This is a genomic window from Brachybacterium sp. AG952 (genome assembly GCF_004362645.1).
GTDB lineage: Bacteria > Actinomycetota > Actinomycetes > Actinomycetales > Dermabacteraceae > Brachybacterium > Brachybacterium conglomeratum.
This window is the reverse complement of sequence record NZ_SNXV01000001.1, coordinates 954,493-975,260: the sequence shown is the minus strand read 5'-3', so window position 1 is coordinate 975,260 and position 20,768 is coordinate 954,493. Positions and strand designations below refer to the sequence as shown.

General features: G+C 73.0%; 20 protein-coding genes, 1 tRNA gene and 1 riboswitch. Of the genes, 5 read left to right on the top strand and 16 right to left on the bottom strand.

Annotated elements, in window-relative coordinates; all coding sequences use genetic code 11:
* Positions 1-148: 148 nt before the first annotated feature.
* The 8 genes from rplL to DEU31_RS04255 all read right to left on the bottom strand — a co-directional run bounded on the left by rplL (position 149) and on the right by DEU31_RS04255 (position 4,919).
* Positions 149-538, bottom strand: coding sequence for a 50S ribosomal protein L7/L12 (rplL, locus tag DEU31_RS04290; protein WP_010550346.1), 390 nt, complete (start codon positions 536-538; stop codon positions 149-151).
* 146 nt (positions 539-684) lie between these two features.
* Positions 685-1,203: a 50S ribosomal protein L10 gene (gene rplJ, locus DEU31_RS04285; protein WP_010550347.1), complete on the bottom strand. Its 519-nt coding sequence runs from the start codon at positions 1,201-1,203 to the stop codon at positions 685-687.
* Positions 1,204-1,486: 283 nt separating this feature from the next.
* Entirely contained in the window at positions 1,487-1,687 is a 201-nt protein-coding gene (locus tag DEU31_RS16715) for a hypothetical protein (RefSeq protein WP_166649380.1), read from the bottom strand.
* Positions 1,688-2,079: 392 nt separating this feature from the next.
* A complete protein-coding gene (gene rplA / locus DEU31_RS04275; RefSeq protein ID WP_133675986.1) occupies positions 2,080-2,799 on the bottom strand; it encodes a 50S ribosomal protein L1 in 720 nt (239 codons plus the stop codon).
* A gap of 5 nt (positions 2,800-2,804) precedes the next feature.
* Positions 2,805-3,236 (bottom strand): 50S ribosomal protein L11, encoded by a 432-nt coding sequence (gene rplK / locus DEU31_RS04270; RefSeq protein ID WP_010550349.1) that lies wholly within the window; start codon positions 3,234-3,236, stop codon positions 2,805-2,807.
* A 263-nt stretch (positions 3,237-3,499) separates the two neighbouring features.
* On the bottom strand, positions 3,500-4,441 hold the full coding sequence (gene nusG, locus DEU31_RS04265) for a transcription termination/antitermination protein NusG (RefSeq protein ID WP_133675984.1): 942 nt from the start codon (positions 4,439-4,441) through the stop codon (positions 3,500-3,502).
* Between the two features lie 76 nt (positions 4,442-4,517).
* Complete coding sequence (secE, locus tag DEU31_RS04260; RefSeq protein WP_070502139.1) at positions 4,518-4,784, bottom strand: preprotein translocase subunit SecE; 267 nt, start codon at positions 4,782-4,784, stop codon at positions 4,518-4,520.
* Between the two features lie 62 nt (positions 4,785-4,846).
* Positions 4,847-4,919 (bottom strand) — tRNA-Trp (locus DEU31_RS04255).
* A gap of 220 nt (positions 4,920-5,139) precedes the next feature.
* Here DEU31_RS04255 and DEU31_RS04250 point away from each other — a divergent pair.
* Positions 5,140-6,366 carry a pyridoxal phosphate-dependent aminotransferase gene (locus DEU31_RS04250; RefSeq protein WP_133675982.1) on the top strand — a complete coding sequence of 409 codons (1,227 nt, stop codon included), beginning with the start codon at positions 5,140-5,142 and terminating at the stop codon, positions 6,364-6,366.
* Positions 6,363-7,412 (top strand): adenosine deaminase, encoded by a 1,050-nt coding sequence (locus tag DEU31_RS04245; RefSeq protein ID WP_133675980.1) that lies wholly within the window; start codon positions 6,363-6,365, stop codon positions 7,410-7,412. Before DEU31_RS04250 ends, DEU31_RS04245 begins: the two co-directional genes overlap by 4 nt.
* Positions 7,413-7,488: 76 nt before the next feature.
* On the opposite strand, the gene galK is transcribed toward DEU31_RS04245, so the two are convergent.
* From galK to DEU31_RS04225, 4 genes are all read right to left on the bottom strand, one after another.
* Positions 7,489-8,730 (bottom strand): galactokinase, encoded by a 1,242-nt coding sequence (galK, locus tag DEU31_RS04240; protein ID WP_133675978.1) that lies wholly within the window; start codon positions 8,728-8,730, stop codon positions 7,489-7,491.
* 157 nt (positions 8,731-8,887) lie between these two features.
* Entirely contained in the window at positions 8,888-9,964 is a 1,077-nt protein-coding gene (locus DEU31_RS04235) for a beta-propeller fold lactonase family protein (RefSeq protein WP_133675976.1), read from the bottom strand.
* On the bottom strand, positions 9,961-11,463 hold the full coding sequence (locus DEU31_RS04230) for a threonine/serine exporter family protein (RefSeq protein WP_126986340.1): 1,503 nt from the start codon (positions 11,461-11,463) through the stop codon (positions 9,961-9,963). Before DEU31_RS04230 ends, DEU31_RS04235 begins: the two co-directional genes overlap by 4 nt.
* A gap of 92 nt (positions 11,464-11,555) precedes the next feature.
* Positions 11,556-11,846, bottom strand: a complete 291-nt coding sequence (locus DEU31_RS04225) for a DUF3017 domain-containing protein (RefSeq protein ID WP_010550357.1) — start codon at positions 11,844-11,846, stop codon at positions 11,556-11,558.
* 84 nt (positions 11,847-11,930) lie between these two features.
* On the opposite strand from DEU31_RS04225, the gene aspA reads away from it, so the two are divergent.
* The gene (gene aspA, locus DEU31_RS04220; protein WP_133675972.1) at positions 11,931-13,463 is read left to right on the top strand and encodes an aspartate ammonia-lyase; all 1,533 of its coding nucleotides are present in this window, start codon (positions 11,931-11,933) and stop codon (positions 13,461-13,463) included.
* Between the two features lie 75 nt (positions 13,464-13,538).
* On the opposite strand, the gene ppk2 is transcribed toward aspA, so the two are convergent.
* From ppk2 to purN, 3 genes are all read right to left on the bottom strand, one after another.
* Positions 13,539-14,444 carry a polyphosphate kinase 2 gene (gene ppk2 / locus DEU31_RS04215; protein ID WP_010550359.1) on the bottom strand — a complete coding sequence of 302 codons (906 nt, stop codon included), beginning with the start codon at positions 14,442-14,444 and terminating at the stop codon, positions 13,539-13,541.
* 183 nt (positions 14,445-14,627) lie between these two features.
* Complete coding sequence (purH, locus tag DEU31_RS04210) at positions 14,628-16,283, bottom strand: bifunctional phosphoribosylaminoimidazolecarboxamide formyltransferase/IMP cyclohydrolase (RefSeq protein ID WP_133675970.1); 1,656 nt, start codon at positions 16,281-16,283, stop codon at positions 14,628-14,630.
* Between the two features lie 29 nt (positions 16,284-16,312).
* Positions 16,313-16,394: riboswitch (ZMP/ZTP riboswitch) on the bottom strand.
* Positions 16,395-16,517: 123 nt separating this feature from the next.
* Positions 16,518-17,090, bottom strand: a complete 573-nt coding sequence (gene purN, locus DEU31_RS04205) for a phosphoribosylglycinamide formyltransferase (RefSeq protein WP_166649379.1) — start codon at positions 17,088-17,090, stop codon at positions 16,518-16,520.
* Between the two features lie 157 nt (positions 17,091-17,247).
* On the opposite strand from purN, the gene DEU31_RS04200 reads away from it, so the two are divergent.
* A complete protein-coding gene (locus DEU31_RS04200; RefSeq protein WP_133675968.1) occupies positions 17,248-17,676 on the top strand; it encodes a hypothetical protein in 429 nt (142 codons plus the stop codon).
* Here the strand turns inward: DEU31_RS04200 and DEU31_RS04195 are convergent.
* Entirely contained in the window at positions 17,654-19,201 is a 1,548-nt protein-coding gene (locus DEU31_RS04195; RefSeq protein ID WP_133675966.1) for a DUF6350 family protein, read from the bottom strand. The genes DEU31_RS04200 and DEU31_RS04195 overlap by 23 nt on opposite strands.
* A gap of 159 nt (positions 19,202-19,360) precedes the next feature.
* Between DEU31_RS04195 and DEU31_RS04190 the strand changes: the two genes are divergently transcribed.
* Positions 19,361-20,659, top strand: coding sequence for a chorismate-binding protein (locus DEU31_RS04190; RefSeq protein WP_166649378.1), 1,299 nt, complete (start codon positions 19,361-19,363; stop codon positions 20,657-20,659).
* The last annotated feature ends 109 nt before the right edge of the window (positions 20,660-20,768 follow it).

Below are 20,768 nucleotides of genomic sequence, written 5' to 3'. Positions count from 1 at the left end.
GGCCGAGCACGGGCCGGGACCGTGTCCGTGCGCGCCGCTCCCCCGCTGCGGACATGCGGAAGGGCCGCCCCGCGCGATGCGGGACGGCCCTTCCAGGGGCAGTGCGACTGCCGTCAGATGAGGCGCACGCCGGGGCGTGCGCCGGAGATCACTTGACGGTGACGGTCGCGCCGGCCTCCTCGAGCTTCGCCTTGGCGGCCTCGGCGTCCTCCTGCTTGACACCCTCGAGGACGGGCTTGGGGGCCTCGTCGACGAGCGCCTTGGCCTCCTTCAGACCGAGGGAGGTCAGGCCGCGCACCTCCTTGATGACGGCGATCTTCGCGGAGCCGGCCGACTCGAGGATGACGTCGAACTCGGTCTTCTCCTCCTCGGCGGCGGCCTCGCCACCACCGGCGGCGGGAGCGGCACCGGCGACGGCCACGGGGGCGGCGGCGGTGACGTCGAAGACGTCCTCGAACTGCTTCACGAACTCGGAGAGCTCGATGAGGGACATCTCCTTGAAAGCTTCGATGAGCTCGTCGTTGCTGAGCTTCGCCATGAGGGCGTTCCTTCCTGTAGGTGGGACCTGCGTCCCTGCGGTGTTGAGCGGCGCTCACGCGCCGGGTCTTGCGATCCGGATGCTCCGACGGGGCAGCCGGGGGACAGCGCTGTGGCTGTGGTGCGGAAGCCGGTGAGCCGGGAGGCTCAGGCGGCTTCCTGCTTGGCCCGCAGCGCGTCCACGGTGCGCGCCGTCTTGGACAGCGGTGCAGCGAACACTGCGGCGGCCTTGGACATCGACGCCTTCATGGCGCCGGCGGCCTTGGCCAGCAGGACCTCGCGGGACTCGAGGTCCGCGAGCTTCTGGACGTCCTCCTGCGAGAGCAGCTTGCCCTCGAAGTAGCCGGACTTGACCACGAGCTTGTCGTGGGTCTTGGCGAAGTCACGCAGAGCCTTCGCAGGCTCCACCGGCTCGCCCTTGATGAAGGCGATCGCGGTCGGCCCGCTGAGCGTGCCGTCGAACACGTCGATGCCGGCCTCGCGGGCGGCGATCTCCGTGAGCGTGTTCTTCACCACGGCGTAGGTCGTCTCGGAACCCAGCGCACGACGGAGCTCCTTGAGCTCCCCCACGCTGAGCCCGCGATACTCGGTGATGACGGCGGCGTCGGACTCGCGGAACATGTCCGCGATCTCCGCGACGGCGTCCACCTTCTCGGGATTCGCCATGGCCCTCCTTCCAGAGGTCTCTCGCCACCGGGTGAAGGGCCCTGGAACAGGAAAAGGCCTCGACACGCAGGTGTCGAGGCCAGCACGCACGATCCGGCTCCCCGGGAGCAGCTGCTCCTCGGAGGGCGCGACCGTGCGGGTCGCGTTCGTTCACCTGCGCAGGCCGTCCCGTGGGGACTTCTTCGGTCGCTCTCCGGGTGGAGGGCGACGACCGGCGGTCTTCGGTAGGTCCAGAGTAGTGCAGGGACGGGGGCGCGCGCCACGGTGCGGGCGGCGGTCTCCGTCACAGTCCGGCGACGAGCGGCGGGTGGTGGGCGGCGGGCGCCGGGTGGTGGGCGGCGGGCGCCGGGTGGTGGGCGGCGGGCGCCGGGTGGTGGGCGGCGGGCGCCGGGTGGTGGGCGGCGGGCGCCGGGTGGTGCGCGGCGGGCGCCGAGAGATGGGCCGCTCGAGGCGCCCGGCGGCGGGAGGCCGGGGTCCTGTCCACCGCGGGACGGCGATCAGCCGGCGCTCAGCCCTCTGCGCCCTCTCCCCCACCGGCACCGGATCTCCGTACCGCGCAGCCCTCGGCGCACCTGTTCGACGGGAAGTACCAGCAGAGCGGTACCGGACATCGAACAACTCCCTTGCCGGCGGCGAAGCGCCCCGCGACGCGGCCGGTGACTGACTTGATCGACGGGAGGTACCAGTGAAGCGGTACCGGACGTCGAACAACCCGACAACCGGGGCGGCCCCGCGCATTTGTTCGACGGGACGTACCAGCAAAGCGGTACCGGGCGTCGAACAACTCCCTGCCAGTGGCGATGCGCCCCGCACAGCACGGCGCCCCGCCCACCTGAGCGGTGGGCGGGGCGCCGAGATGCGAGGAGTCGAGGAGGCTCAGGCCTCGTCGGTGTCCTCGAGGAGGTTGCGGGTGCGGTTCACGTCGACCGGGATGCCGGGGCCCATGGTGGTGGACACGGTGATCTTCGTGATGTAGCGCCCCTTGGACGCGGACGGCTTGAGACGGAGGATCTCGTCCAGCGCCGCGACGTAGTTCTCGACGAGCTGCTTGTCGGTGAAGGAGACCTTGCCGACGATGTAGTGCAGGTTCGCCGCACGGTCGGTGCGGAACTCGATCTTGCCGCCCTTGATGTCGCTCACGGCCTTGGTGACGTCCATGGTCACGGTGCCGGTCTTGGGGTTCGGCATGAGGCCGCGGGGGCCGAGCACGCGGCCCAGCTTGCCGACCTTGCCCATCAGGTTCGGGGTGGCGACGGCCGCGTCGAAGTCGGTCCAGCCGCCGGCGACCTTCTCGATCAGGTCGTCGTCGCCGACCTCGTCGGCGCCCGCCGCGAGAGCGGCCTCGGCCTGCGCGCCGGACGCGAAGACGATGACGCGGGCGGTCTTGCCGGTGCCGTTGGGCAGGTTGACGGTGCCGCGCACCATCTGGTCCGCCTTGCGGGGGTCGACGCCGAGACGCATCGCGACCTCGACGGAGGCGTCGAACTTCGCCGGGCTGGACTTCTGCGCGAGGCGCAGGGCGTCCAGCGGGGAGTACGCGCGGCCCTCTTCGATCAGAGCGGCGCCGTTCTTGTAAGCCTTGCTACGGAATGCCATCGTTCTCAGCCCTCCACCGTGATGCCCATGGAACGAGCGGTGCCCTCGACGATCTTCGCCGCGGCCTCGATGTCGTTCGCGTTCAGATCAGGCATCTTGGTCTCCGCGATCTCGCGGACCTGAGCCTGGGTGATCTTGCCGACCTTGTCGGTGTGCGGGACGGCCGAGCCCTTCTGGAGGCCGGCGGCCTTCTTGATGAGCTCCGCCGCCGGCGGGGTCTTCGTGATGAAGGTGAACGAGCGGTCCTCGTAGACCGTGATCTCGACGGGGATGATGTTGCCACGCTGATCGGCGGTGCGATCGTTGTAGGCCTTCACGAACTCCATCATGTTCACGCCGGCAGCGCCGAGCGCGGGACCCACGGGCGGCGCAGGGGTGGCCTGGCCGGCCTGGATCTGGAGCTTGATGATGCTCGCGATCTTCTTCTTGGGAGCCATTGCTCTTCCTTACTGTGGTGTGGTCCGGGCGGAGCTCATCACGCGCTCCTCCCACTGCAGGAGCCGCGCCCCGAGGGGCACGGATCCGGGATGCGACGTTACCTGCACGTCGCGGCGGCGTCGACCTCGATCAGGCGTGATCTCGGTCGTACTCCCCCACCGGGGAGCCCGTCCGGCCGGAGCCGGGCGCGCCGCGGGGATTCGGGGCGGACGCGGGCGAGGGGCCGCGCGTCCGAGGGTCCGCACGAGGCGGACCGGGCTGCTCAGATCTTGGCGACCTGGTCGAAGCCGAGCTCGACCGGGGTCTCGCGGCCGAAGATCGACACGAGCACCTGGAGCTTCTGGGCCTCGGCGTGGATCTCGGAGATCGTGGCCGGCATGGTCTCGAAGGGGCCGTCCATGACGGTGACGGACTCGCCGACCTGGAAGTCGGGGACCTTCTGCGCGGCCGCGGGCTTCGAGGAGGAGCCGGACGAGCCGGAGGAGCGCTTCTTCTCGGGCAGGCCGACGGACGGCGCGAGCATCGAGAAGATCTCGTCGAAGGTGAGTGGGGTGGGCTCGGTCGCGTTGCCGACGAAGCCGGTCACGCCGGGGGTGTCGCGCACGACGCGCCAGGACTCGGTGGTCAGGTCCATGCGCACCAGCACGTAGCCGGGGATGCGCACGCGGCGGACGATCTTCTTCTGGCCGTTCTTGACCTCGGTCGCGTCCTCCATCGGGACCTGGACCTCGAAGATGAACTCCTCCATGTCCATGGTCTCGGTGCGCGTGGCGAGCTGGGTCTTCACGCGGTTCTCGTGCCCGGAGTAGGAGTGGATGACGTACCACTCGCCGAGCGCGGAGCGCAGGTGCATGCGCAGCTGCTGGACCGGGTCCTCCTCGGGCTCCTCGGCCGCGGGGACGTCCTCGGCCTCCTCGGCGGCCGGGGCCTCGTCGGCGTCGGCCGGCTCGTCGGAGTCGTCGGCCTCGGCGTCGTCGGCCGGCTCGTCGGCCTCGGCATTGTCGACAGGCGCCTCGGCGCTCTCGTCGTCGGCCGGCGCGTCGTCGTCGGGGAGCTCCGCGTCGAGCTCGGCGTCCTCGGCCGCGGCCTCCTCGGCGGCGACGTCCTCGCCCGCGGCCTGGCCGGTCGGGGCCGAGGCGGAGAAGGAGAGGGTGTCGTCGACGTCGTCGAAGGACTCGTCGGGGGTAGAGGTCGTCTCGCTCATCGGCGGGAACCTGCCTTCCTGGCTGCGGTGGACTGGTCGGTCACAGGGCTGTGCGAGGTGCGGATCAGGCGCCCGCTCACACGTCGGGGACCGTGAAGGCGATCCGCGAGATCCAGCTGAAGGCCGCGTCGAGCCCGAAGATCAGCAGGATCATGAAGGCGACGAACAGCAGCACCGTGATCGAGTACAGGACCAGCTCGCGCCTGCTGGGGACGACCACCTTGCGCAGCTCGGCGATCACCTGACGGATGAACAGACCGATGGCCAGGAACGGGTTCTTCGACCCGGAGCCCTGGACGTCACCGGTGCGCGGTGCCGACGGGGCGTTCTGGCTGGAGTTCACAGGGAGCTATCCGATCTCGTCGAGGTCATCCGCATCCGGCCGGGTGACCCCGGCCGGACCGGCAGGGCAGACAGGGCTCGAACCTGCAACCTGCGGTTTTGGAGACCGCTGCGCTACCAATTGCGCCACTGCCCTTCACGGGGACGAGCCCCGTGCGGTCGTCTCGCCCGGTCCCGGGACGTGCCCGGAGAAGCCTGAGCGATTCTGACCAGCGTCCAGCATACAAGCCGATGGGGACTCGTGCGAATCGACCCGGATCACGTCACATTCCGGCGCCTCGGGGGTCCCGGCGCGCCCCCGTTCCCAAGGGACGTCCATCCTGGCGGCGCGGGGCGAGCTCTGCCACGATAGTCGGGTGACCACCGACGACGCACGCACTCCCGCCTCCCGTTCCCGCATCTCGCAGCGCATCGGCGCGATCGAGCCCTCCGCGACCCTCGCGGTCGACGCGACCGCCAAGGCGCTCAAGGCCGCCGGTCGGCCCGTCATCGGCTTCGGCGCCGGAGAGCCCGACTTCCCGACCCCCGCGCACATCGTGGACGCCGCCGTGAAGGCCGCGCGCGATCCGCGCAACCACCGTTACTCCGCGACCGCCGGCCTGCCGGAGCTGCGCGAGGCCCTCGCCGCATCGGTCTCGGCGACGACTGCGCTCGAGATCGATCCGGCCCAGGTGCTGGTGACCAACGGCGGCAAGCAGGCCGTGTTCCAGGCCTTCGCGACCGTGCTGGACCCGGGCGACGAGGTGCTGCTGCCCGCCCCGTACTGGACCACCTATCCCGAGGCGATCCGCCAGTCGGGCGCGGCCGAGGTCCCCGTCCTCGCCGGCGCCGACCAGGGCTACGTCCCCACCGTCGCGCAGCTCGAAGCCGCCCTCACCGACCGCACCCGCGCCCTGGTGCTGTGCTCCCCCTCGAACCCGACCGGCGCGGTGCTCTCCCCCGAGCAGGTCGAGGAGATCGGCCGCTGGGCGCTCGAGCACGGGCTGTGGGTGATCACCGACGAGATCTACCAGTCCCTCACCTACGGCGACATGCCCTTCACCTCGGTGCTGAAGGCCGTCCCCGAGCTCGCCGACACCACGATCCTGCTCGGCGGCGTGGCGAAGTCCTTCGCGATGACCGGCTGGCGGGTGGGCTGGATGGTGGGGCCCCTCGACGTCATCAAGGCGGCCTCGAACCTGCAGTCCCATCTCACCTCCCACGTCAACAACATCGCCCAGCGGGCGGCGCTCGCGGCGCTGACGGGGCCGACGGAGCCCGTCGAGGAGATGCGCCTCGCCTTCGACCGGCGTCGGCAGCTGATCGTCGAGAAGCTCTCCGCGATCGACGGCTTCACCGTGCCGACGCCCACCGGCGCGTTCTACGTCTTCCCCGATGTCTCGCAGCTGCTGGGCCGGGAGATCCGCGGCCGGAAGGTGACCAGCTCGACCGAGCTCGCGACCGTGATCCTCGAGGAGGCGGAGGTCGCCGCCGTGCCGGGCGAGGCCTTCGGCGCCCCCGGCCACCTGCGCTTCTCCTACGCCCTCGGGGACGAGGACATCGTCGAGGGCATCGACCGGGTGGCCGCGCTCCTGGCGGGATGAGCCCCTCCCCCGCCGGATCGGGCCGCGACCTGCGGACCCTGCCCAAGGCGCATCTGCACCTGCACTTCACGGGCTCGATGCGTCCGACGACGCTGTGGGAGCTGGCCGCGGAGCGGGGCATGCGACTGCCCCGCTCCCTCACCGACGACGTGGCGCTTCAGGTCGAGCCCGACCGGCGCGGATGGTTCCGCTTCCAGCGCCAGTACGACACCGCCCGCGCGGTCGTCGACTCGGAGTCGGCGATGCGGCGCCTGCTCCACGAGGCGGTGGAGGACGACGCCGCCGAGGGCTCGGGCCGGCTCGAGCTGCAGGTGGACCCGACCAGCTATGCGCCCTTCGTCGGCGGGATCACCCCCGCGGTCGAGATCGTGCTGGACCAGGCCGAGCGCTCCGAGGCGGAGACCGGGGTCAGCGTCGGGATCGTGGTGGCCGCCTCCCGCACCCGGCATCCGCTGGACGCCCGCGCCCTGGCCCGGCTCGCGGCGCGCAGCGCCGGTCGGGTGATCGGCTTCGGGCTCTCCAACGACGAGCGACGCGGTGACACCGAGGACTTCGCCCCCGCCTTCCGCATCGCGCGAGAGGCCGGGCTGCTGTCGGTGCCGCACGGCGGGGAGCTGCTGGGGCCCTCGCACGTGCGGGAGGTCGTCGAGCACCTGCGACCGGACCGTCTGGGTCACGGGGTGCGCGCCGCCGAGGACCCGCATCTGCTGGAGCAGGTGGTGAGGGCCGGGATCGGGTTCGAGCTCTGCCCGGCCTCGAACGCCTCCCTCGGCGTGCTCGAGCACGCCGAGGACGTGCCGCTGCGCCGGCTGATAGGGGCCGGGGCGCAGATCGCGCTCGGCGCCGACGACCCGCTGCTGTTCGGCTCCCGGCTGCTGGACCAGTACGAGACCGCGCGGCGGATCGGGCTGGACGACGCCGAGCTCGCCGACCTCGCCGCCTCCTCGGTCCGTCTCTCGGCCGCTCCCGAGCCGGTCCGCTCCCGACTCCTCGCGGGGGTGCGGGACTGGCTCGCGGCGCCCGCGCCCGGGGACGCGACGCGCTGACGACGGTGCCGCACGGGCGGCGGGGAAGCACCGACGACGGCGGGATGTCGTCAGGCGGTGCTTCCGGCGTCGCGGGTCAGCGGTCCTGGCCGGCGCCCTCCGAGGGCAGGGCCAGGAAGAATTCCGGGGCGGTGAAGCCGGCCGCGGCGAAGGCGGCGGCGATCGCCTCGGCGATCGACTGCGCCTGCTCCGCCTCGACCAGCGCGATGGTCGAGCCGCCGAATCCGCCGCCGGTCATGCGGGCACCGTGCGCGCCGGCCGTGCGGGCGGTGTCCACGGCGAGGTCGAGCTGCGGGACCGTGACCTCATAGTCTTCGCGCAGCGAGTCGTGGGAGGCGTTCAGCAGCGCGCCGAGCTCCGCGACGTGCGCGCGCACCGTCCCCTCGGCGAGCAGCGCATCGAACTCCTGCACGCGCTGGATCTCTGTGATCACGTGGCGGGCGCGGCGGCGCACGACCCCGTCGTCGATGCTCGCCAGGAGCTCCTCGAGCCGGGCCTGATCCGCATCGCGCAGGGTCGGCACGCCGAGCGCCTCCGCGGCGCGCTCGCTGTCCGCACGGCGCGCCGTGTACTCCCCGTCGACGTGGGAATGCTCGGCGCGGGTGTCGGTGATGAGCAGGGCGAGGCCCTGTGAGGCGAGGTCCCACGGCACCGCGCGGGTGGAGAAGTCCCGGCAGTCCAGGAACAGGGCGTGGCCCTCACGGGAGAGGACCGAGGCGGACTGGTCGAGCCCGCCCGTGGAGGCGCCGGCGAAGTCGGTCTCGGCGGTGATCGCGGCGCGCACCCGATCCAGCGGCGTGGTGCCCAGGGTCAGCAGCGCCTCGATCGCCTCGGCGGCGGCGCACTCGAGCGCGGCCGAGCTGGACAGGCCCGCCCCGAGCGGGACCTGCCCGTCGATGAGGATGTCCATGCCCTGGGTGACGGCGCCGGAGATGAAGGGGCGCAGCGCCCAGAGCACGCCGGCGACATAGGCGGGCCAGCCCTCGACCGCGCCGGGCTCGAGCTCGGCCGCGTCGAGGTCGAGCTCGAGGTCGTCCTGGGCGGAGCGCAGGCGCACCCGCGAGGTGGGGGTGCGGGCGGCGGCGGCGAAGCAGCGGTGCGAGATCGCCATCGGCAGGCAGAGGCCGTCCTGGTAGTCGACGTGCTCGCCGATGATGTTGACGCGGCCCGGCGCGGACCAGACCCCGTCGGGCGCGTAGCCGAAGGACTGCTCGAACCTCTCGGCGGCGCGATCGGCGGCCGCGGAGCGCTCCGGTGCGGCCGAGAGCACCGCTCCCTGCGAGGCGGGAGCGGTCCGGGAGTCAGCGGCAGCGGTCATCGGGAAGGGTCCTTCCGGGACGGGGCGAGGGCACGACGGAGCCCACCGGCCGACCGGTTGGGCGCCGGTGAGTCTATCCGTCTCGTGGCCACCGGCGGCAACAGGTCCGGTGCGGGGCCGCTCACTGGAGCCCCGGGAGACCGCTCCCGGGACGGTCTCAGGCCACGGGGCGCACCGCGAGGCACGCGACCGACGGGGCGGGGATCGGCTCCCCGACCCGCGCGAGCTCCTCGCCGCGACGGCGCAGCACGTCGATCCGGTCGCCCTCCTGCGCGGCGACCAGCACCAGGTCGCCCCACTGGGTGAAGTGACGCGGGTGCGCGCCCACCTCGACCTCGGCCACGCGCTGCGGCCGCATCGCGTCGAGGGAGAGCAGGGAGAGGGTGTCGGGGCCGCGGTTGGCGACCAGCAGCGCGGACTCGTCGGCGACGAGCTCGATGTGAGAGAGCGCGGCGGCGGACTCACTGCCGCTGGCCGGCATCATCGAGCGCACGGCCCAGCGGCGCGGCGCCTGCGGCATGACGGCGGGGACGGAGCGGGGCGAGGCCTCGTGGGCGCGCACGGCGGTGGCGACCATGCCGGAGAGCTCGCAGGCGATGTGGATCTGCTCGGACTCGTGGTCGGCCACGAGATGGCGCGGCCCGTTCCCCCGGCTCAGCGAGATCTCGCCGGCGATGTCGATCATGCCGCCGGCGCCCTGGCGGTACAGCATCACGCGGTCCAGGCCGAGGTCGGGGACGGCGAGGGCCTCCGTGCCGGGCAGCGCCACGACCTGGTGCGGGTGCGGCGCGGTCTCCGCGATGCCGTCGATCAGCTCGTGGTGGTCGTCGAGGTCGATCTGCGCGGTGGGCAGGCCCTCCTCGTCCAGGCCCACCGTCGCCACGGAGCCGGAGCCGTACTGGGCGATCACGAGGGAGCGGCCGTCGCTGCCGTGGGCGAGGTGGCAGCCGCCCGCCCCGTCCAGCGCGAGGTCCGCGACGACCTCCGCCCGCGCCCCGTCCTCGTCCACGCGCAGGGTGACCACCCGCGTCGGCTCGGTCTCGAGCACCGCGTGCAGCAGGGCGCCGTCCTCGCTCCACAGCACGAAGGAGGGGTCGGGCAGGTCGACGGCGGCACGACGCTCGACGGCGAGGTCCTGCCCGTCGGACCGCAGGGCCAGCAGCTCGATGCCGCGGCCGCGGCCGGTGCCGCTGGTGGAGTAGCCGGCGACGGCCAGCAGTGCGTTCTCGGTCATGGGACCTCCTCGTCCTCGTCGCGGCGCTCCCCGCGGTCGCGGTCCACGAGGTCCGCGGGGGGCTCGAGGTCGTCGAGCAGGTCCGCGTCCTCGAACAGAGCCGGTGACAGCGCCGTCATCTCTCCGGTCATCGTAGACGGCTCGATCACCGCAGTGCCGCGACGGCGCCGCCTCGACCGCGTGCCGAGCGAGAGGCGGCGACGGCGCATGGTGGTGAAGGGCGAGGAGATCGCCGGGGTGTAGGCGATGCCGCTGCGGCGGAAGTAGGGCATGATCCGCGAGGAGATGAGCTGGCCGAGCACCACGCCCGCGGCGATCGCGATCGCGATCTGCGCCGCCTCGAGCAGCTCGGAGATGCCCACCGAGAGGTCGTCCTGCAGCCCGAGCAGGCCGCGGTAGATCCGGCTGCCGGGCACCAGCGGGATCACCCCTGCCATGACGAAGGCGAGCGAGGGGGCGCGCACCCGGTCGGCGAGCGCGGTCGCGACCAGGCCGGTGAGGAAGGCGGCGACGCCGACGGCGACGGTGCGGTCGTGCAGTGTCCCGGCGATCAGGTGCGAGACGAGGCCCGAGCCGGCGGCGACCAGCGCGGCCATCAGCAGCAGCCGGGGCGGGGTCTGGGTGCCGACGCCGTAGCCGAGCCCCATGCCGAGCCCCGAGATCAGCACCACCAGCGCCGTCGTGATCGACAGCGGCATCGACGCGGTCACGGAGATGTCCGCGCCGATCGCGTCGGCCGCGAGCAGCCCGGCGCGCACGCCCACCACGATGCCGACGGTGAGCATGAGCGTCTCGAGCATGCGTCCCGCGGCGGTGATGTACCAGCCCGTCACCGCGTCCTGCACGGCGCTGATCGAGGAGAGCCCCGCGAGCTGCACGATCAGGCACGAGACCACGACGATCGAGGAGTTCTCGGTGGGGTCGATCGCGCTGACCCCGATCGCGGCGGCGACGGCGACGAGCCCGCCGAGCGCCTGGCTGTAGAACGGCGGGATGCTCCACCGGGCCAGCAGCTCCGCCGCCGCGATCAGCAGCCCGGCGGCGAGGGTCGCGGCGACCACGACGAGGCTGCCGGCGCCGAAGCTGAGCGCGGCCGCGCCGCCCATCACCGCGAAGCCCGCGACCACGAGCACGAGCCGGTACAGCGGCTGGCGCTGCGGGATCGCGGCGGCCCGGTGCCGGGCCTCGTCCAGCGGGAGCTCCCCGGAGAGGTACTGGTGGGAGATGTCCTCGAAGGCGGCCAGGCGCGCGAAGTCCTGGGTCCGCTCCCCTGCCGAGCGGACCCTCGTGAACGGGGTCGCGGACTCGTCGGCGAGATAGGAGATCGTGACCTCGTTGAAGGTGACCTGCACGGAGACGTTGCGCAGGCCGGACGAGCTGGTCACCCGCAGCACCGTGGCGGTGACCTCCGAGGCGGCGGCACCGTTGGTGAGCAGGCCCTCCCCGATCCTCATCGCGAGGTCGAACACGGCATGGAGCCGGGCGGAGTCGGTGGGCACGGACAGATCGTCCCACACCGCGGGCGGGCCCCGCTCCCGCCGGCGGGCCGACGAAGCTCACACCCCGACGGGCCCTCCCGAGGCGCCTCGGCTCAGAGGTTCGGCGAGGTGCTCAGCACCGCGATGCCGAGCGCGAGGGCGAGCAGCACCGCGACGTCGAGGCCGCGGGAGCGGACGGCCAGCGCGCCGACCGCCCGCACGGGCAGCAGGGCCCGCATCAGCGCGAGGACCAGCAGCAGTGCCGCCAGGAGGACGCCGGCCAGCGGCGCCGACAGCGTCGCCCCGATCAGGACGATCAGCGCGAGCGCGGGCAGGGCGAGGGTGAGCACCGCCTGTCGCCGGAAGGCGGCGCGGAGCGTGTGGGGGGATCGGGGCGCGCGCACCCGGCCATCGTACGGGCCACGCCCCGTTACCCTGACAGGGGCCGGCAGAGCCGTCGGCCACAGCGACATCTGGAGGATCCCACGATGACCAGCCCCGGTGCGACGTCGACCGGCACCCGCCGTGAGCACGACCTGCTCGGAGACCGCGACGTCCCGGCCGATGCCTACTACGGCGTCCAGACCCTGCGTGCGAACGAGAACTTCCACATCACGGGGGTGCAGCTGCAGCACTTCCCCCGGATGATCGAGGCCCTCGCCCAGGTCAAGCGTGCCGCCGCCCGCGCCAACCATCGCCTGGGGGCGCTCGACGACGAACGCTTCGCCGCGATCGACCGCGCCTGCGAGGAGATCATCGGCGGCGCCCTCCACGAGCACTTCATCGTGGACATGATCCAGGGCGGGGCCGGCACGAGCACGAACATGAACGCCAACGAGGTGATCGCCAACCGCGCGCTGGAGATCCTCGGGCACCAGAAGGGGCAGTACGACCGGCTGCACCCCAACAACCACGTCAACCTCGGCCAGTCCACCAACGACGTCTACCCCACGGCGATCCGGCTGACGATCATGCTGTCCTTCCCGGCGCTGGCCGAGGCGATGGACCACCTGATCTCCACCCTGCGCGCCAAGGGCGAGGAGTTCTCCTCGGTCCTGAAGATGGGGCGCACCCAGCTGCAGGACGCGGTCCCGATGACGGTGGGCCAGGAGTTCCACGCCTGGGCCACCACGATCGAGGAGGACGTCCAGCGCCTCACCCGCACTGCGACGCTGTTCCAGGAGATCAACCTCGGCGCGACGGCGATAGGCACCGGCATCACGTCCGATCCGCGCTATGCGGCGATGGCCACGGCCGAGCTCGCGGAGCTGACCGGGGTGCCCTTCGTGGTCTCCGCCGACCTGGTCGAGGCCACCAGCGACACCGGCGCCTTCGTGACCTTCTCCGGGATCCTCAAGCGCATCGCGGTGAAGATCTCGAAGATCTGCAACGACCTGCGCCTGCTGAGCTCCGGGCCGCGCGCCGGCCTGCACGAGATCAAGCTGCCGGCCGTGCAGCCGGGCAGCTCGATCATGCCCGGCAAGGTGAACCCGGTGATCCCGGAGGTCGTCAACCAGGTCGCCTACGAGGTGATCGGCAACGATCTCTCGGTGACCTTCGCGGCCGAGGGAGGTCAGCTGCAGCTGAACGTGTTCGAGCCGGTGATCGCCTTCAACATCCTCGAGTCCACGCAGATCATGACCCGCGCGATGAACACCCTCGCCGACCGCTGCGTCGCCGGGATCACCCTGAACGAGGAGGTGCTGGAGGACTATCTGCACCGCTCGATCGGGGTGGTCACGGCGCTGGTGCCGGTGATCGGGTACGCGGCCGCGACGGAGGTCGCGGAGGAGGCGCTGGCGACGGGCCGTCCGGTCCGGGACCTGGTGCTCGAGCGCGGCCTGCTGGACGAGGCACGTCTGGCCGGGCTGCTCTCCCCCGCCTCGATGACCTCGCCGCACCGGGCGACGGCCACCGGCACCATCCCGGCGCTCGACGAGGAGCCGGGGCCGGCCGCCGCGCCGGAGCAGCCCGACTCGGGCGAGATGGCGCTGCCGCCCACGGAGCGCCTGGACTTCTGAGCCGCACCGGAGAGCCGACGGGCCGGTCACCCCCAGGGGTGACCGGCCCGTCGCGCGAGCGGCGCCGTCAGCGGCTCACTCGTCGGCCTCCTCCATCTTGCCGCGCATGACCAGCTTCGGGTCCGGGCTGCCCACGGTCTCGTGGTCCTTGTCCTCGTACTCGAACTGGGAGAGGAAGTAGCGCATCGCGTTCAGGCGGGCGCGCTTCTTGTCGTTGGAGCGGATGATCGTCCACGGCGCGTACTTCTTGTCCGTGCGGCGGAACATCTCCTCCTTGGCCTCGGTGTACGCCTCCCAGCGGTCCAGCGACTCGAGGTCCATCGGGGAGAGCTTCCAGCGCCGCACCGGGTCCAGCTGCCGGATCGCGAAGCGGGTGCGCTGCTCCTTCTGCGAGACGGAGAACCAGAACTTGGTGAGGTGAATGCCGGAGTCCACCAACATCCGCTCGAAGTAGGGGACCTGGTTCATGAAGGTCTCGTACTGCTCGGGGGTCGCGAAGCCCATCACCCGCTCGACGCCGGCGCGGTTGTACCAGGAGCGGTCGAAGAGCACCATCTCGCCCTCGGTGGGCAGGTGCTGGACGTAGCGCTGGAAATACCACTGGCCGCGCTCGCGGTCGCTGGGCTTGTTCAGCGCGACGACGCGGGCGGTGCGGGGGTTGAGGTGCTCGGTGAAGCGCTTGATCGTGCCGCCCTTGCCGGCCGCGTCGCGCCCCTCGAAGATGATGACGGCCTTCTGGTCGTTGTCCTCGAGCCAGTACTGGAACTTCAGCAGCTCGACCTGGAGCTGGTACTTCTGCAGCTCGTACTCCTCCCGGTCCATCCGGGTCTCGTACGGGTACCCCTCCTGCCAGGTGTAGACCGGGTTCCCCTGAGGGTCGATCAGGTCCGGGTCCGGGGTGTGGCCGTCCTGGACCGAGTACCCCTCCTCGCGCAGGTGCTCGATGTACTCGCGCAGGCTCTGGTTGTCGGGGATCTTCACGGTCACTCCTTCGGCGCTCGCTGGTGGATGCGCCCAAGCTTAGAGGTCACGGATGGACCGGAGGTGAACAGAGGTCCTCCGCCATCGGGGATCCCTGCCCGGGATCGGCGCAGGCCGACGCGGGCAGGGCGGGGCGGCGCCGCCCGTCCGGGCCGGGCGGCGCGGACGGGCGGTGCCGGGCGGTCAGTGGGCGAAGTGGCGGGTGCCGGTGAGGTAGAGCGTGACGCCCGCGGCACGGCACGCCTCGATCACCTCGTCGTCGCGGATCGAGCCGCCGGGCTGGACGATCGCCCGCACCCCGGCGTCCAGCAGGATCTGCACCCCATCGGCGAAGGGGAAGAAGGCGTCCGACGCGGCGACCGCGCCGCGGGCCCGCTCCGGCGCGGCCTCTCCCTCGGCGTGCTCGCCGAGGGTGTTGGCGCGGGAGACGGCCAGGCGGCAGGAGTCCAGGCGGTTGACCTGGCCCATCCCGATGCCGACGGCGGCGCCGTCCGCGGCCAGCAGGATCGCGTTGGACTTCACGGCGCGCACCGCGCGCCAGGCGAACTCGAGGTCGGCGAGGGTCGCCTCGTCGGCCGCCTCGCCCGCGGCGAGCGTCCAGCCGGCGGGGGCGTCGCCGCCTGCGTCGATGCGGTCCGCGTCCTGGATCAGCATGCCGCCCCAGATCTCGCGCATCTCGACGCCGCGGGAGTACTCCCCCTCGAGCTTCAGGATGCGGAGGTTCTTCTTGGTGCGCAGCAGCTCGAGGGCCTCGTCCTCATAGCCGGGTGCGAGGATCACCTCGGTGAAGATCGGCTTGACCTGCTGGGCCATGGCGAGGGTGACCGTGCGGTTCGCCGCGATCACGCCTCCGTACGCGGAGACGGGGTCGGTGCCGTGGGCGCGAGCGTGGGCGAGGGCGATGTCCTGGCCCTCGTCGACCACGGCGACGCCGCAGGGGTTGTTGTGCTTGACCACGGCGACGGCGGGGCGGGCGTGGTCGTGGGCGGCGCGCACCGCGGCGTCGGCGTCGACGTAGTTGTTGTAGCTCATGGCCTTGCCGCCGAGCTGCTCGGCGCCCGCGATGCCCGGGACGGTCTCGTCGGTGACGGCGAGCCGGGCCCTCTGGTGGGGGTTCTCGCCGTAGCGGAGGGTCGCGGTGATGCCGAGCTCGGCCGCGTCGGCGTCGGAGAGGTCGAGGATCGAGGGGATCTCGACGTCGTCGGCCTCGACCTCGGGCTCGGCGTCCGCGTCGTCCTCGGCGAGCTGGCCGAGCATCCAGTCGCTGATCGCCTCGTCGTACTCGGCGGTGCGGGTGAAGGCGATGGTGGCGAGCTCCTGGCGCTCGGCGAGGGTGAAGCCGCCCTCCGCCGCGGCCTCGGCCGCGATCGGGTAGCCCTCGGGGTCCACCACCACGGCGACGGAGGCGAAGTTCTTCGCGGCGCCGCGCACCATGGTCGGGCCGCCCACGTCGATCTTCTCGATGATCTCCGCGAAGCTGCCGCCGGCGGCGACGGTCTCGGCGAAGGGGTAGAGGTTCACGACCACGAGGTCGAAGGGGGCGATGTCGTGCTCGGCGAGCTGGTCGCGGTGGGACTCCAGGCGCTGATCGGCGAGGATCCCGCCGTGCACGCGCGGGTGGAGCGTCTTGACGCGGCCGTCGAGCATCTCGGGGAAGCCGGTGACGGTCTCCACCTCGGTCACGGCGATGCCGGCGTCGCGGATCGTGGAGGCGGTGGAGCCGGTCGAGACGATCTCCGCGCCCTGCTCGGCGAGGGTGCGGGCGAGGTCGACGATGCCGGTCTTGTCGAAGACGGAGAGGAGGGCTCGGCGGATCGGGCGGCGTTCTGCGGTGCTCACGTGGCGTGCTCCTGTTCGGATCTGCTTGCGGAGGGCACCCAGGCGGTCGATGCCCCCGACGTCACAACACTCCCCGGTGGTCCCCCACCTGCGCCAGTCGTGTGGGGCCCAGCCTAGCGGTCCGCGCGCCCGTCCCCGACCCCGGCGGGCATCGACGAGAGGGGGCGCGGGTCCCGGCGGGCGGGAGCGGAACGGTGCCGCGTGCTTCCGCCGGGAGGGGGCGGGCCGGAGGCGTCAGCGGGCGGCGGCGAGGCGTCGCACGACCTCGACCAGCAGCGGCTGCTCGACGGCCTTGATCCGCTCGTGGAGGGCCTCCTCGGTGTCCTCCTCGAGCACGTCCACGGCGCGCTGGGCGAGGATCCGCCCGGTGTCCACGCCCGCGTCGACCTCGATCACGCTGCAGCCGGTGACCTTCACGCCGTGGGCGAGGGCGTCGCGCACGCCGTGGGCGCCGGGGAAGGCGGGCAGCAGTGCGGGGTGGGTGTTGATGATCCGGCCGCCGAAGGCCTCGAGCAGCGGGGGGCCGACGAGCTTCATGAATCCGGCGAGCACCACGAGCTGCGGGTCGTGGGCGGCGACGGCGGCGGTGAGGGCGCGGTCCCAGGCGTTGCGGTCGGGGTGGTCGCGCAGGGCCACCACCTCGGTGGGGATGCCGGCGGCGCGGGCGTGCTCGAGGCCGGAGGCCTCCCGGTCGGCGAGGACGGCGACCACCTCGTAGGGGCACTGCTCCTCCGCCGCGGCGGAGAGGAGGGCGGCGAGGTTCGAGCCGGTGCCGGAGATCAGGACGACGACAGGGGTGCGGGTCACCGTCCCAGGGTAGTGCGCGGCGCGGCCGGGGCCCGCCGAGGCGGCGGGGCCGGGGGTGGGGGCCCGCGGCGGCGGTGGGGCCAGGGGCCCGCCGCGGCGGCGGGGCGGGACGCCGTCCCGCCGGACGGTCGACGACGTCGGCCGCGGGCACGGCACAATGGGTGGGGTGAACAGCGATCCCGACTCGTCCCCGCGCTCCGACGTCACCCCGGAGAGGCGCCACCGCCGCCGGGTGGGCGCGCTCGCGATCGCGCTGCTCGCCTCGTGGCTGCTGATGATGCTGCCGCTGCCGCTCTCGCTGCTGGCAGGGGTGACCGGGCTGGTCGCGCTCGTGCTGCTGGTGCCGGTGATCGTGCAGTTCGTGAAGGACCGGCGCTGGTCGATGGTGGTGATCGGGGGTCTGCTCGGCGTCCCGGCGACGCTGATGATCATCTCCGGGGCGCTGCTGAGCACCCTGTTCTACGGCCCGCTCGCCGAGCTCGAGGAGTGCCGCGCCTCGGCGATCACGGAGCAGTCGCGCACCGCCTGCGACTCCGAGGCGCAGGGGTCGATGGTCGACTGGCTCAGCGGCCTGCTCGGGGGCTGAGCGGATCCTCGTCCGCGGGCGGCTCGGTCGGGTCCTCGTCGGCATGGTCGGCAGCGACATCGTCCGCGGCGTCCGCGCTCCAGGCGTCCTGGTCCCGAGCGTCGTCGGCCGTGTCCGCATCGTCGTCCGTCGCGCCGTCGGCGTCCGTCCCGTCGGCCGCCGCTCCGCCGGTCCTCCCGCGCGAGCCGACGCTCCCCCGCGTGTCGGTGCTCCCCCGCGCGCCGGCGCTCCCCCGCCGGCCGGCGTCCTCGCCGCGCTCCGCGGACTCGGCGGCGTCCACGCGCTCGCGCAGGGACGCGATGGTGCGCCGCGTCCACGGCACGAGGTCCGTGGCGAGGACGGCGAGCACCAGCCCGGTCGCGAGCACGACCACGCCCAGCAGCGGCAGCACGAGGGTGCCCATGGCGGGGCCGAGGTGCACCAGGCGGCCGTCGCCGATCCCGCCGGTGGTGAGCCCGGCGAGCAGCAGCACCGCGACGGCCACCACGACCGGGTAGGCGATCCAGGCCGTGATCTGCTCACGCCGCTCGAGCTCGGCCACGTCCCGCACCAGGGAGACGGCGCCGAGGCCGACGGCGAGCGCGGGCACCAGCATCAGCGCCCAGGCCGCTCCCGGCAGGTCGCCCGGCTCGGGCAGCGCGCCGAGGATCGGGAGGGCCGGCAGCACGCCGGTCTGGACCTCGGCGAGGGAGATCCCGGTGGAGGTGCCCACCACGACCGTGCCGCCCAGCAGCACCACCAGCGCCCACACCGCCAGCAGCGGCAGCAGCGCCAGCTGCAGCAGCGTGAGCACCAGGCCGCCGACGATCCCGGGGTCGAGCTGGTCGAAGAGCGCGGACTGGGCCGGCACGTGCGTGAGCATCAGGACCAGCACCAGCAGCATCCCAGCGCCGAACAGGCCCAGCAGCGCCAGCAGCGCGGAGCGGGCGACCGCGCCGTAGGGGGCGGGCAGCAGCTCGAGCACGCGCACGCCCGGCACCGCCGTGGTGGGCTCGCGCCGCAGCGACCACAGCAGGCCGATCAGGCCGCCGCCGACGGCGACCAGCGCCCCGGAGACGACGGCGGAGGTCACCATCGGCGCGGCATCGGCGCTGCGGCCGATCGCGGCGAGCACGGCGAGACCGATCGCGTAGGTCCCGCCGAAGGCGGCGAGGGAGACGCCCGCATCCCGCAGCGCCCCGACGCGCAGCACGCCGTCGCCGCGCACGAGCTCGAGGCGGTGGCCGACCCGGCGCAGCGACAGCGCGGCCAGGAGCACGAGCAGGATCTGCAGGCCGACGGGGGTGAGCGTCACCGCCCCGTCGATCACGCCGGTGCTCAGCACGACCCCGCCGCCGTGCCCGAGCACCAGGACGTCCAGCGCGATCAGCACGGCGTCCAGCGCGGTGGCGCTCGAGGCGGTGCCGGCGACCTGCGCCGCCAGCGCCGGCACGACCACCACGGCCAGGGAGATCCCGAGCACGGACAGCGCCGCGAGGAGCCCGCGCACCAGGGGCGTCGTGATGCTGTCGCCGTCTGTGCTCACGCGATGCTCCTCGGGAGGTGGGGGGAAGGCGCCCGGTCGGTGCCGGGCCCGCGGTCTCTCGCCGGACCATGGTCGCACCTCGCCCCCTCCGCAGGACGCATCCGGGGACGGGACGCGGGTCACGGCGCGGCGGCGCGGGGGTGTCGCATAATGACACGGATGTCCGCTCCTCTCACGCTTCCCGACCTCTCCGCGCCCGCCTCCGCGACGCCGCTCGTGCGCACCGTGCGGATCGAGGAGCCGGTGGACCTGCTGGGCCATGTCCCCGCGGGGGTCTCCGGCGCCTGGATGCGGCACGGCCAGGGTCTGGTGGCCGTGGGCCGGGCCTGGTCGGTGCGCACCACCGGCCCGGACCGCTTCGCGGCCGCGAGCGCCGCCTTCCGCGACCTCGCCTCCCGCGCCCGGGTCGACGACGAGGTGCGGGTGCGCACCAGCGGCCTGATCGCGCTGGGCTCCTTCTCCTATGCGGGCGCCTCCGAGCGCCCCTCGACGCTGCTGGTGCCGCGCGCGCTGCTCGGGGTCCACGACGGGGAGGCCTTCCTCACGGTCGTCGGGATCGACGAGGAGCCGGAGCTGCCGGCCTCCTGGCGCGACCTGTTCCCCTCCTCCCCCGTCGACGTGCCCGCGGCCGCGCCGCTCGAGCTCGAGGCGGACCACACGCCCGACGAGTACCAGGCGCTGGTCCAGCAGGCCGTGGACGAGATCCGCTCCGGCGCCGCCGAGAAGGTCGTGCTCTCCGAGCGCACCTCGGTGCGCACCCCGGAGCCGCTCTCCCCCGCCCTGCTGCTCACGCGGCTCGCCCGCGCCTACCCGAGCACCTGGGTGTACCACCTCGAGGACGTGATCGGCGCGAGCCCGGAGATGCTCGCCCAGACCGAGGATGGGCGGGTCTTCTCGCGCGTGCTGGCAGGGTCCCGGCCGGCGGCCGACGACGGCGAGCTCGACGAGGCGGACCGTCGGGCGTTCCGCGCCGATCGCAAGGAGCGCTCCGAGCACGCCTACGCGGTGGACTCCGTGGTCGAGCGGCTCGAGGACCTCGCCGCGGAGATCGAGGTCTCCGCGGAGCCGTTCGTGCTGCGCCTGCCGGGGCTCGAGCACCTCGCCTCGGACGTCTCGGCCCGCCTGCACGAGGGGGTGACGAGCCTGGACGTCGCCGCGCGGCTGCACCCCTCGGCGGCGGTCTCCGGCACCCCGCGGGAGCGGGCCGACGAGATCATCGCCCGCCTCGAGCCGCGCGACCGCGGCGGGTACGCGGCCCCGGTGGGCTGGATGGACGCGAGCGGCGACGGCCAGTGGGCGATCGCGCTGCGGATGGCGCACCTGACCGGTGAGCGCTCTGCGGTGCTGCAGGCCGGGGGCGGTCTGGTCGCGGCCTCCGACCCGGTCTCCGAGCATGCCGAGGCGCTCGCGAAGTGCCGTCCGATGCTGCGGGCCCTGCGCGGCGACGCCGAGGCCTGAGGTCCGGGGCGCGGCGCCCGAGGGCACGGGACGAGGCCCTGCGTCGTACTGCGCCGCCCGCCACGTCGCCGCCCGAGCAACGGCCGGACGGGCACGAGGTCTCCCCTGC